Origin of the sequence: Bartonella tamiae Th239, assembly GCF_000278275.1 — a bacterium.
Lineage (GTDB): Bacteria > Pseudomonadota > Alphaproteobacteria > Rhizobiales > Rhizobiaceae > Bartonella > Bartonella tamiae.
Genome location: NZ_JH725147.1, coordinates 2,001,454 through 2,014,646, shown reverse-complemented (window position 1 = coordinate 2,014,646; position 13,193 = coordinate 2,001,454). Strand labels below are relative to the sequence as shown.

Annotated in this window: 9 protein-coding genes and 1 tRNA gene; 6 read left to right on the top strand and 4 right to left on the bottom strand. The window is 38.7% G+C overall.

The features are described from left to right. The first annotated feature begins 145 nt into the window (after positions 1 to 145). Entirely contained in the window at positions 146 to 1,795 is a 1,650-nt protein-coding gene (gene pgi / locus ME5_RS09080) for a glucose-6-phosphate isomerase (protein ID WP_008040429.1), read from the top strand. After that, positions 1,795 to 2,523, top strand: a complete 729-nt coding sequence (locus tag ME5_RS09075) for an HAD family hydrolase (protein WP_008040428.1) — start codon at positions 1,795 to 1,797, stop codon at positions 2,521 to 2,523. Before pgi ends, ME5_RS09075 begins: the two co-directional genes overlap by 1 nt. Before the next feature lie 53 nt (positions 2,524 to 2,576). Here the strand turns inward: ME5_RS09075 and ME5_RS09070 are convergent, their stop codons facing one another. Further along, a complete protein-coding gene (locus ME5_RS09070; protein WP_008040427.1) occupies positions 2,577 to 3,206 on the bottom strand; it encodes a TetR family transcriptional regulator in 630 nt (209 codons plus the stop codon). A 212-nt stretch (positions 3,207 to 3,418) separates the two neighbouring features. Here ME5_RS09070 and ME5_RS09065 point away from each other — a divergent pair, with 212 nt between their 5' ends. Together ME5_RS09065 and ME5_RS09060 are read left to right on the top strand one after the other, a co-directional pair. Further along, positions 3,419 to 4,735: an efflux RND transporter periplasmic adaptor subunit gene (locus tag ME5_RS09065; RefSeq protein ID WP_008040426.1), complete on the top strand. Its 1,317-nt coding sequence runs from the start codon at positions 3,419 to 3,421 to the stop codon at positions 4,733 to 4,735. After that, positions 4,732 to 7,905, top strand: coding sequence for an efflux RND transporter permease subunit (locus ME5_RS09060; protein WP_008040425.1), 3,174 nt, complete (start codon positions 4,732 to 4,734; stop codon positions 7,903 to 7,905). The genes ME5_RS09065 and ME5_RS09060 overlap by 4 nt, the downstream gene beginning before the upstream one ends. 258 nt (positions 7,906 to 8,163) lie before the next feature. Here ME5_RS09060 and ME5_RS09050 read toward each other — a convergent pair. After that, positions 8,164 to 8,240, bottom strand: a tRNA-Met gene (locus ME5_RS09050). Positions 8,241 to 8,407: 167 nt separating this feature from the next. On the opposite strand from ME5_RS09050, the gene ME5_RS09045 reads away from it, so the two are divergent. Together ME5_RS09045 and ME5_RS09040 are read left to right on the top strand one after the other, a co-directional pair. Further along, complete coding sequence (locus tag ME5_RS09045; protein WP_008040424.1) at positions 8,408 to 9,370, top strand: Gfo/Idh/MocA family protein; 963 nt, start codon at positions 8,408 to 8,410, stop codon at positions 9,368 to 9,370. A gap of 133 nt (positions 9,371 to 9,503) precedes the next feature. Continuing rightward, positions 9,504 to 10,622, top strand: coding sequence for a DegT/DnrJ/EryC1/StrS family aminotransferase (locus ME5_RS09040; protein ID WP_008040423.1), 1,119 nt, complete (start codon positions 9,504 to 9,506; stop codon positions 10,620 to 10,622). Between the two features lie 300 nt (positions 10,623 to 10,922). On the opposite strand, the gene ME5_RS09035 is transcribed toward ME5_RS09040, so the two are convergent. Continuing rightward, positions 10,923 to 12,245, bottom strand: a complete 1,323-nt coding sequence (locus tag ME5_RS09035) for an NCS2 family permease (protein ID WP_008040422.1) — start codon at positions 12,243 to 12,245, stop codon at positions 10,923 to 10,925. A 174-nt stretch (positions 12,246 to 12,419) separates the two neighbouring features. Beyond that, positions 12,420 to 13,187 (bottom strand): hypothetical protein, encoded by a 768-nt coding sequence (locus ME5_RS09030; protein ID WP_008040421.1) that lies wholly within the window; start codon positions 13,185 to 13,187, stop codon positions 12,420 to 12,422. Positions 13,188 to 13,193: the final 6 nt, after the last annotated feature.

Sequence of the window (13,193 nt, the reverse complement as noted above, 5' to 3'; positions counted from 1 at the left end):
AAATTATTGAAAGGATCATAATAGGACAATTATTGTTGATAGATTTGTTTTATTTTAAACAAATGATCAAAGTTTCTATTTTTTTCTTTCCCTTAGCATCAATTAATCCTAGTTTCTTTCAATGGAGAAAAGGGAGACTTGTATAATGCATCGTCATGAAAATAATTTTCGCTCAGCATTTAACGCTTTAAAAGCGCATGTCAGTGAAGATGAGACCTTTAATATTCGTCAATTATTTGCTAAAGATCCTGATCGGTTTGATCATTTTTCTTTAGTTGTAGATGATCTTTTATTTGATTATTCAAAATCTTCTGTAAATTCTAAAACGATGAAATTATTAGAAGATCTCGCCGTAGCGGCCAATGTCGAAGAACGTCGCAATGCAATGTATGCTGGTGAGGCAATAAATGTAACAGAAAATCGTTCTGTATTGCATGTTGCTTTGCGCGCACCTTCTGATAGCGTTTTTCTTTTGGGTGATGAGAATGTTGTTCCCGCTGTTCAAGACGTTTTACAGCGTATGGAAGACTTTTGTGAAGCTGTACGTGATGGACGTTATAAAGGTGAAAAGGGAGAAAAAATCACCGATATTGTCAATATTGGGATTGGTGGTTCTGATTTAGGCCCTGTTATGGTGACACAAGCACTTCATCCTTATCATGATGGTCCACGTTGTCATTTCGTTTCAAATGTTGATAGTGCTCATATTGCGGACACTCTATCAACTTTAAATCCTTCAACGACATTGTTTATCGTTGCATCAAAAACGTTCACAACAACTGAAACAATTACGAACGCATTTGTTGCACGGCAATGGATTAGTGAAAGCTTAGGAGAGCTCGCTGTATCAAAGCATTTTGCGGCTGTTTCAACAGCAGGTGATAAGGTTGCAGATTTTGGGATTGATAGCCAACGCGTCTTTGGATTTTGGAATTGGGTGGGGGGGCGTTATTCTGTTTGGTCAGCCATTGGCTTGCCTGTGATGATGGCAATCGGTGCAAAAAAATTTCGGCGTTTTCTTGCTGGAGCCAATGCCATGGATCGTCATTTTTATGAAGCGCCAATGCGTCAAAATTTACCTATTATTTTGGGGCTTGTTGGGTATTGGCATCGTGTTATTTGTGGCTATCCTACACGAGCGATTATACCATATGAACAAAGATTATCACGTTTGCCTGCTTATTTGCAGCAACTTGATATGGAATCAAACGGAAAGCATGTGAGCCTTGATGGCATGCCTTTAAAAACACCAAGTGGGCCAGTTGTATGGGGGGAACCTGGAACAAACGGACAGCATGCTTTTTTTCAATTACTTCATCAGGGTACGGATATTATTCCTGTTGAATTTATTGTTTCTGTCAATGGTCATGAACCTCATTTGCAAAATCAGCATTTTAAGCTTCTTGCCAATTGTCTCGCCCAGTCTGAAGCCTTGATGAAGGGGCGTTCAGCAAAAGAGGCAAAACATATCATGGAACAAAATGGTATGAAAAATAATGGTGCTGAAAATTTATCGATGCATAAAAGTTTTGAAGGTAATCGTCCAAGTCTTACTCTTATTCAAGATGAACTTTCACCATATACGCTTGGTCGTTTGATTGCGCTTTATGAGCATCGTGTTTTTGTTGAAGGTGTATTGATGAATATTAATTCATTTGATCAATGGGGTGTTGAATTGGGAAAAGAATTAGCAAATGAATTATTGCCCTTAGTCGCAGGCGAAAGCAAAGCAGACAATCGTGATGCGTCGACATTAGGATTGTTAAACCATATTCGCACGCGTATTGAGCAATAATGAAGAAAAAATATCAGAATATTCAAGCCATTTTATTTGATAAGGATGGAACCTTAATCGATTTTAATCAAACATGGAAAAATATTTCTTTTGCACTTGCTCTAAGAGCAGCATCTGGCGATACAGCAAAAGCGCGTTTGTTGTTACAAGCAGGAGGATTCGATTTTGAAGCTGATTGTTTTCAACCAGAGAGCGTCATTGCAGCAGGAACACTTGAAGACATTGTTTCTCTTTGGCACCCAGAGCTTAAAGAGAAAGGGTATAGTGCGGAAATCACGTTTTATAAGCAATACTGTTCAGATCAGATGAAAAACACCATCGTGCCAATCGATGGAATGAAGGAGTCTCTCATAACACTTCAATCTATGGGGTATAAATTGGGTATTGCAACCAATGATTCACGTGATAGTGTAATTGTTGCGATGCAACTTTTGGGCTGTGAGTCATTGATAGATGAATATTTAGGTTATGATAGTGTTTTCAATGCAAAACCAGCGGGAGATCAAATTATAGCTTTTGCCGATAAGATGTCACTTCATTCAAGTGAAATCGCAATGGTTGGAGATAATCTGCACGATATTTTAGCTGCACGCAATGCACAAGCAGGTCTAGCAATTGCTGTCTTATCTGGAACAGGTAATGCGGAGTGTTTGCGTCAAATGAGCGATATTTTATTACCTTCAATCCGTGAATTACCAGATTTTTTTAATGGTATTTATTTGTCATAGTTCATGCGTTCAATGAAAGTGTAAAACAGATTTGCAGGTACATCTTAGTAAAATTACGCTGCTTTTTCGACAACATTACGAAATGACGATGTATAAGTTGTCACCATTTTTTCACCCAGTCTTTTTAAATCAAAAGTTTTTTCTGAATTTAGCCAATCTGTTAAAATACCACTAACAACCGAAACCATTACGCGAGCAGCATCTTCAGGGCTCCAATCATGCGCTAACATATTGCGCTTTTGCGCCACTTGCATCATACGTTCAAACAGATTGATCATGCTATCATGAGCATGTTGGAGACGCTTTATCATTTCAGAAAATTCATGTACATACTCACATCGCAACGTGATGATGGTCATAACACGTTGTTGACGTTCATCATCAGCAAATCTTTTCAAACAAGAACATGCTGCTTTTTCGACAATATCGATTGGATTTATCGAATCATTTTTTTGAATTTCATCAATCAATTCTTCTTGAGGAAATTTAATACGATCAATCATCGCATTATAAATAGTTGGTTTGTCACGAAAATGAAAATAAATCGCTCCACGTGTTACTCCCGCTTTTATTGCAATCTCTTTCAACGAAGTTCTTGAAACACCCTTTTCCCAAAAGGCTATTTCAGCTGCATCAAGTATCATTTCACGTGTTTCAGCTGCTTCGGCTTTCGTTCGACGCATTTTTTTCTCACATTTCTGATCACTTTTTTCTTAACAGAAAAACATTATTCTTAATTTTCTATCGGTTGTGATACCTTATTATTACTGATATTTAATGATTAACAATCTTTATTATTACTGATATTTAATGATTAACAATCTTTTGCCTATTTACAATCATTCGTGTATGTATATTTTACCAATCACGGAAAAAAATCAAGGTCTGACTTCATATGACGATATTAAAGAAACTTTCAGCCGCACTTGTTATTGGTGCATTGTCTTTTGCTCTTGTTGCTTGTGGCAAAGAGGAATCTAAATCTACGCCGCCATCTAAGGTGAGTGGAGAAGTAATTCATAAGGCTGAAATTCCGATCAATTATGAATATGCGGCACGCATCGTTGCTTATCGCGAAACACAAGTGCGTGCGCGTGTTGGTGGAATCTTATTGCATCGTAATTTTGTCGAAGGCTCTGAGGTTAAACAAGGGGATATTTTATTTGAAATTGATCCCGACCAATATGAAGCCACTGTCGCATCAGCGCGTGCCCAAGTGGCTCAGGCACAAGCCAATTATGATCAATCTGTGCGTGATGCAAATCGTGCCGAAGAGTTGGTCATACAGCGTGTGCAATCAACTGCGCAACGTGATCAAGCTTTTGCAAAACGTGATGCAGATAAAGCAACGTTAATGCGTGCTCAAGCAGAGCTTCGCGCAGCAGAATTAAATCTTGAATATACTAAAGTCGCTGCGCCTATCAGTGGATTAACCAGCAGAGAAGCTGTTTCAGAAGGTTCGCTCATTGGTACAGATACAACATCTAGTCTTTTGACAACGATTACTCAACTTGATCCAACATATGTTAATTTTTCTTTTGCAGATGGTGAATACGAGCAAATTCGTAATTTAATGAGTCAGATGCAAAAAAGAGGTGAGAAGATTGATAATTTGAAAGTCACTGTTCGTTTTGGCGAAGGTGTAGATTATCCAGAACAGGGAACAGTTGATTTTACATCACCAACAATTGATGAGCAAACTGGAACACTTGGTGCGCGCGCCATTATTTCAAATCCTAATCATCGTTTGGTTCCTGGTATGTTTGTTCGTGTAACAGTTACAGGTATTACCTTGGCAGATGCAATAACAATTCCTGAAAAAGCTTTGATGCAGACAAGCAATGGACAGTTTGTTTATGTTTTAAAAGAACCAAAATCTGAAGCTCATAATGAGAATGATACTAAACTGTCGGCATCGAAAATTGAAGAAGGGGCACGTTTGATGGAAGTTTCACAACGTCCTGTTGAAGTCGTACGCCAATTGCATAATGGTGAATGGCTGCTTGCCTCTGCACAATATGATGACAATGATAAATCTCAAATTGTGAAAGGTCTTGGAGATGGTGATGAAATTGTAACAGAAGGGCAAGTTTATATTGAACAAGGTTTGGCACGTGTGCCCCCTGGTCAAAGTTTGAAAGTGCAGGTAACTAAAAATAAGCCTGAACAACAAGCTTCTGATGCATCCAACTCAACAGGATCTGCACAATGAATTATAGCTTTTTTATTAATCGACCGATTTTTTCGGCTGTGATCTCTATTGTGATCGTGTTGGCTGGGATTGTTTGTATTCGTATCTTGCCTGTCGCGCAATATCCCGATTTGCTTCCGCCAGAAGTTGTTGTCACAGCACAATATCCTGGCGCTAGTGCTGAAACAGTTGCACAAACTGTGGCTGTACCGCTTGAACAACAGATCAACGGTGTTGAAGATATGCTTTACATGCAATCGACCAGTAATGCATCTGGTACATTGCAACTTACCGTAACATTTGCATTGGGAACAGATCCTGATCAGGCTACGATTAATGTCAATAATCGGGTTCAGCGAGCTTTAACAACTTTGCCACAGGAAGTTCAGCGCTTAGGTGTTGTGGCTGATAAACGTTCATCAAATATTCTTGGTATGGTTGCAATGCAATCTACCTCCAGTGCATATGATCAAACGTATGTTGGTAACTATGCATTGCTTAATGTGATTGATGATCTTAAACGTCTCCCGGGTGTTGGTGATGCCCAAGTTTTGGGTAATGTTGATTATTCTATGCGTATTTGGTTGCGTCCTGATAAGCTTGCTCAATATAATTTAACGCCTACTGATGTTATTTCGGCTGTGAGTGAACAAAATGCCCAATATCCAGTTGGGCGTATTGGTGAAAAACCAGATATTGACGGCGCGTTTACCTATTCTGCGACCACTCAAGGGCGCTTGGTGACAACAGAAGAGTTTGGCAATATCATTTTGCGTTCTGATGATACAGGTGCAGCTTTACGTTTGCGAGATGTCGCACGTATTACACTTGGTACGCAACAATATTTTGTTGAGTCAAAACTCAATGGAAACCCAATGGTTCCGATCCTTATCTTTCTTCAGCCAGGGGCCAATGCTCTTGCGGTTATGGAATCAGTTGAACAACGTATGCAGGAGCTCAGCCAATCCTTTCCTTCAGGTATTGAATATTCTGTACCTTACGACACAACTAAATTTATTAAAGTGTCTGTAGAAGAGGTTGTTCATACATTTATTGAAGCGATTATACTGGTGATTGTTGTTGTCTTTATTTTCCTACAAAATTGGCGAGCAACACTTATTCCAATTATTGCCGTGCCTATTTCCATTATCGGAACTTTTGCTGGTATGTATATTCTCGGTTTTTCTATAAATATGTTAACACTGTTTGGTCTTGTCTTGGCCATTGGTATTGTCGTCGATGATGCTATCGTTGTTCTGGAAAATGTCGAACGTGTTATGGATGAAGAAAAATTGTCTCCCCATGATGCTGCTGTAAAGTCAATGAGTGAGGTGACCGCACCAGTTATTGCAATTGTTTTGGTGCTTTGTGCTGTGTTTATTCCTGTTTCCTTTATGGGCGGTATGGCTGGCGTCATGTATCAACAATTTGCGATCACGATCGCTATGTCTGTTGTTATTTCTGGGGTTGTCGCGTTAACATTAACACCGGCACTTTGTGCAATTTTATTGAAACCTTCGCATAAAGAACCAATGAAACCATTTCGTATTTTTAATAGTTTTTTTGAAAAAATAACGAATTGGTATGTAGGTGGCGTTACTTTTTTTGTTCATAAAATTTGGGCAGGCATTCTTGTTTTTGTATTAGTTTGTGTTGCAACATTTGTTATGTTTGAAAAAGTGCCAGGTTCACTTGTTCCAGATGAAGATCAGGGCTACATTCTTGCAGTTTCTATACTACCATCAGCTTCATCACTTGAACGTACTGCAGCTGTCGTAGAACAAGCATCAAACATTTTACACGATAACTCTGCAGTTTTAGATGTAGCAGAAATTTCTGGATTTGATATGCTTTCAGGCGGTTTGAAAACCAGTTCTGGTGCACTGTTTGTTATGTTTAAAGATTGGAAAGAGCGGACGGATCCTAAAGATGATGCCCGTAATTTTGCGCCTAGAGTTTCTGGTATGACGTCAAGCATTAAAGATGGTGTGACAATCGCTTTCAATCCACCACCAATTAACGGATTATCGACGACTGGTGGATTTGAAATGTATCTTCAAGACCGTAGCGGCGGTTCGATTGAAGATCTTTATGCGATGACTATGAAATTGGTTAATGCTGCCAATCAACGTCCAGAATTATCAGCTGTTCGGACGACATTTGATCCAAATGTTCCTACCTATAATTTTGAAGTTGATCGTGTCAAAGCGCGAGCGATGGATGTTCCGATCAATACCATTTATGATGCCTTATCGGCAACATTTGGTAATGTTTATATCAATGATTTTACACTTTATGGTCGTAACTATCAGGTTAAGATTCAATCCGACGGTGAGTTCCGCAAAAGTGCTGAAGATATTAAGCAGGTTTTTGTTCGTTCTAATTCAGGGGATATGATTCCACTTAATACGCTTGTAACAACTGAAAGAATAACAAGTTCAGATCAGCTTGAAAGATTTAATGCTTTTTATGCAACCAAAATTATGGGTAATCCCGCAGACGGTTTTACATCTGGTCAAGCGATTTCTGCCATGACTGCTATTGCAAATGATATTTTGCCTAATACTTATCAAATTGAGTGGACTGGATCGGCGTATCAAGAAGTTGCAACAAGCGGTGCTGGGGCACAAGCGATGATTTTTGGTATAATCATGGTATTCTTAATCTTGGCCGCACAATATGAAAAATGGACATTGCCACTTGCTGTTGTGACTGCTGTTCCTTTTGGAATATTGGGCGCCTTGACCTTTACCTATCTGCGTGGGTTAACCAATGACGTCTATTTCCAAATTGGTCTTGTGACTCTGATTGGTTTGGCGGCGAAAAATGCAATTTTGATTGTCGAGTTTGCGGTTCTTGAACGTGAAAGGGGACAATCTGTTATCGATGCGGCTATATCGGCAGCCCGGATGCGTTTCCGTCCGATTGTTATGACGTCTCTCGCATTTATTCTTGGTGTTGTTCCTATGGCAATATCAACGGGTGCAGGTTCTGCAAGTCGTCATTCTATCGGTACAGGAGTTATTGGTGGTATGTTGGCTGCAACTTGTATTGCGATGTTTTTTGTTCCGATGTTTTATCGGGTGTTTGGCGGCGGTACAAACCGTAGTGCTGACCAATCATCAAATGATGATCAAAAGAAAAAGAAGACGTCACATTCCACCTCTGATAAGCCAGCACATAGCAATTAGAATAAAGATATCTTTATTTAAGAGATTAAAAACCCCGTTTTTCGGGGTTTTTATTTATGGCGAAAGGCGTTAAAAAAACAGTTTCATTGTTTGATTTGCGCGTCGCAAAAGAAAAGATGAAAGCATCGTTTATAAAAAGACAAAGGTCGTCATTATTAGATTTGAAGGCAAAGCGCTGCGCTTATTTAAAAATTTTGTATCGTTTCACCACTATTTCACAAATAATTATTTCATAAAAAAAGATGAAATTAAGAAATATGGTAGCGGAGGAGGGATTCGAACCCCCGACACAAGGATTATGATTCCTCTGCTCTAACCTACTGAGCTACTCCGCCAGGATGTGGTCAATTATAAAAAATAACCGTGGCGCGGATATAAGGCGTTGAGTGACATTATGTCAAGCATCGAATTTAAGCTTTTCTCTTGTCATTCGCACTTATCAACGTTATTGAACAGATAAGATATTGCTTTTTGATAGAGCAATCAAGATAAGGCATAGATAATGGCGCCAAGCGTAGCAGTTTTAGGATGTGGTTATTGGGGAAGTAATCATATTCGTACGTTAAAAAATTTAGGTGTATTAAAAGCTGTTGCTGATGCAAATCCACATCGAGCAGAGGGATTTGCTGCAGAACATGATGTTGAGGCAATACCAGTCGATGAAGTGTTCAAACGCACTGATATTGATGCATTGGTTTTAGCTCTGCCTCCACAGTTTCACGCAGAAAATGCTATTCGTGCGGTTGAAAACGGTAAAGATGTTCTGGTTGAAAAACCCATTGCATTAAACGTTGCGGATGCAGAACATGAGGTAAAAATTGCCCATGAAAATAAGCGTATTTTTATGGTAGGTCATGTTTTACGCTTTCATCCGGCTTTTGAAAAAATGTTGGATCTTGTTCATCGTGGTGAACTTGGCGAGGTGCGTTATATTCATTCTCATCGTTTGGGACTTGGAAAATTTCATACTGAAAGTGATGCCTTATGGGACTTGGCACCCCATGATCTTTCAATGATTCTTGCATTGACAGGGTGCGAGCCATCTAACATTCGAGGTGAGGGGGCTGCCATTATTGATCAGCTTTCAGATTTTGCCCATGTCCATATGACTTTTCCTAATGGTTTGCGCAGCCATTTGTTTGCTTCTCGATTAAACCCTTATCGTGAGCGTCGGTTAACTGTTGTTGGTACTAAGGCAATGGCTGTTTTTGATGATGTTGAACCTTGGATTCGCAAATTGGCAATTTACCGATTTGATGTATGGCAAGATAATAATCAGTGGGCTTTTACTGCCGACGAACCTGAATATATCCCTGTTGAAGAGGGGATGCCGCTTACACGAGAATTACAACATTTTTTACATTGTATTGAAACACGTGAAGAACCGCGCACTAATGGTGCTGAAGCGATTGCAGTGCTGCGCATTCTAACGGCAGGTAGTGTTGATCACTCTATTCCTACATAAACTTCAAAACCTATAACAAAGATCATATAACTTTGATTATCTTTTCGTTAGTCATGGCAGTATAATTTATAAATAATTTGATATGATTCGTCTTTAAGGTGGCGGTTTTATCATTTAAAATGATGGAGATAATATGCAATTTATTGATCTTGCAGCACAACGTGCTCGTATTGAAGATAAAATCAATACAGCAATAGCCCATGTCATCGAAAGTGGAAAATTTATTCTAGGTCCTGAAGTCGGTGAACTGGAAGCGCGTCTTGCCGATTATATCGGTGTTAAACATGTTATTGCCTGTGCGAATGGTACAGATGCTTTAATGATGCCCTTAATGGCCAAAAATATCGGACCCGGTGATGCAGTATTTTGTCCCAGTTTTACTTTTGCAGCCACTGCTGAAGTTGTTGCTTTAGTCGGTGCAGAGCCTGTATTCGTTGATATTGATAAGGATACTTATAATATTGATTCGCAAAGACTTGCAGAAGCGATCGATATGATTAAGAAAGAGGGACGCTTAACTCCACGTGCTATCATTCCTGTTGATCTTTTTGGACTTGCGGCTGATTATCAAGAAATTTCAGCAATTGCTTCTCGTGAGAATCTTTTTATCATTGAAGATGCAGCACAATCTATTGGTGGTAAACGCGATAATACTATGTGCGGCGCTTTTGGAGATGTGGCATCGACAAGCTTTTATCCTGCAAAACCCTTAGGTTGTTATGGAGATGGCGGTGCCATGTTTACAGATGATGATGCTTTGGCAGAAAAACTAAGGTCAATTCTTTTTCACGGTAAAGGTGAGACGCAATATGACAATATCTATGTTGGACTAAATTCAAGGCTTGATACGATACAAGCTGCTATTTTACTTGAAAAGCTGACGATTCTTGAAGATGAGATGGAAAAAAGAGCGTTGATTGGTAAACGTTATTTTGATGGTTTAAAAGACGTCGTAAAAGTACCGGAAATTGCACCAAATCTTCGCTCAGCTTTTGCTCAATATACAATTGAAGTTGAAGATCGTAATGGTTTGAAAGCGCATCTTAATAATGCAGGTATTCCAACCATGATTTATTATGTTAAATCACTGCATCAACAAATTGCGTATAAGCATTATCCTCAATGCCCCGGTGGTTTATCTGTTTCTGAGAGAGCTGCCGATCATGTATTAAGTCTTCCCATGCATCCCTATCTTGCACAAAGTGACCAGGAAAAAATTATTCATACAATTAGACAGTTTTATCATACATGATGCAGGGATGTTGAAACAGGCGTAAAGAGCAAACGCATTGTTTGTTTTCTTAAGATAAGATAAAATTTTTATAATGATTATGAAAGGTCGGGTAAAGCCGATCTTTTATTTATTGTTTATTTCTGTGATTGCGCACAATAAATCATTTAAAAGTCGTTTTTAATTTTAGATAAAAACACAATTTATCAGAAAAAAGGTTTTATCCTTTAATGATAACTAACTTAAACTTAAGCGTTTCTGCATTTTAAACTTGTGTTCTACGAGTGGTGTTTTTCTATACTATAATTACAATTTATAATTTTACAAAATACCAGCCTCCATTATAAAGCGTAAAATAAATAATAAAGCAATAATCCATGTAGCTGGATGGACTTCACGCCAGTGCCCCGTAACAGTTTTAAGAAAAGCATAACTGATAAAGCCAAATGCTAATCCGTTTGCGATAGAATATGTTAGAGGCATAAGAAGAGCTGTTAAAGCAGCTGGGGTCGCTTCTACAAGATTTGACCAGTTAATTTCGGTAAATTCACGCATCATCAAACAGGCAACAAAAATGAGCGCTGGTGCTGTAGCGTAAGCTGGAATAGATAATGCAATAGGTGCAAAAAATAATGCTAACAAAAATAAAGCCGCAACTGTTAAGGCGGTAAGACCAGTTCGCCCGCCTGCAGCCACACCTGATGCACTTTCCACATAGGCCGTTGTTGAACTTGTGCCAACAAGTGAGCCGGCAAGAATAGCTGTACTATCTGCAAAAAGTGCTTTTCCTAGATTATTGGGCTTATCGTTTCTTAAAAGACCAGCACGCTTTCCAACACCAATAAGAGTGCCAGTCGCATCAAATACTTCAACCAGAACAAAAACCAATAATATATGGATAATTCCAATATTTAAAATCCCCATAATATCAAGTTGTAAAAAAGTAGGTGCAATTGAAGGGGGCATTGAAATCCCACCCGTATTCCATAATGTTTGAAAATTACGCGCACCTTCTTCTGTTAAGAAAAAGGATAAAAGTGTGATGACAAAAATCCCAATTAAAATAGCACCACGAATATTAAACTTATCCAAGGCAATAATAATCATAAGTCCAAGTGCAGCCATCATGGGTGCTGTTTGGGTAACATCCCCTAAGCCGATGAGCGTTGCGTCATTTTTGACAACAATACCAGCATTTTGAAAGGCAACAATGGCTAAAAACATACCTATACCTGCAGCAATTGCACTGCGCAGAGATTGCGGTACACCTTCGATCAGCCACCGTCTAATGCCTGTTGCTGTTAAAATAAAGAAAATAATACCCGAAATAAAAACAGCACCTAAGGCTTGTTGCCAATTATATCCCATATTGAGGACCACTGAATAGGCAAAAAAGGCATTCAAACCCATGCCGGGTGCCATGCCTACAGGCCAATTGGCAACAAGTGCCATAATGATAGAACCGAGTGCTGCAGCGATACATGTGGCAACAAACACAGCTCCCTTATCCATTCCTGCATCGCCTAAAATTTGCGGATTAACTGCTAATATATAAGACATAGTCAGAAAAGTTGTGAAGCCTGAGGCGATCTCAATGCCGATGCGTGTTTTGTTTTCTTTTAAGTGAAAAAGTTTTTCAAGCAAAAAAGCAGATCCTTATACGTAAGAAAAAAATTCAATCTGTTTATGAATGATGAGGCAATGTTTTTATCATTTCAAACAACTATTATCTTATACGTAAGAGTGTTATCTTGACTAGTATCTGTGAACCAACGGTCTTGTTTGTTTTGTCATGATTCACAGTTTTTGTGTCTCATCTTAGAGTTTTTTGTCTATTTTACTCGATGATAATAGAAGACCTTCAGATGGCGTTGTGTTTGCCGTTGAAAGATAATGATTGATATATGCGGCTAAACTCTCTTGATCTTTTACTTGTTTAACAAGAGTATAAATAGGTGAAGAGCATCCTTCATTCAATGCCGTTTGTGCAGTCATCAAAGCAGTAACATCAACCATTTCCTGCCTTATTTTTGCGAGATCATCTGCATCGGGATAAATCACCTTGTCCTTTTTTGAATATTTTTGTAGATGATTTTCCAGCGCCTGAATACGTTCAATCAGATTTTGTAAATTTTTGATCTTATTGCGTTTTTTTTTAGGCATTTTATACTTTTCCGTCGGTTTTTGTATATCCTCATCTACAGTCTGCTGATGTGGATCAAGCTTTGTGATCAGATCGACTTCCTCTGCCTCTATGCGCGCATCTTCTAAAAGATCATTTTGATATTTTTTATCACGATAAATATATATTTGCTCTTTTGCTTCGTCATATGCGATTTTTTGTGCAGTATAGCTTTCTAAAAGACTATCGTAATTTTTTTGAACACGCGCTATTTCTTTTGCGTGATAGACACGTAAAGCATTGATGTCATGTTCAATATCTTCAAATGACAGGGGCAGCTCAGATTGCAAATTTTTGCGCGCTATAAAAACTGCACGGCGCCACATAACTGGTGCAAGCAATATCAGTATTAAAGAGATAACGCTTATTCCTAAAATAAAAAATAATACCGATTGTATAAGCATTGTTTG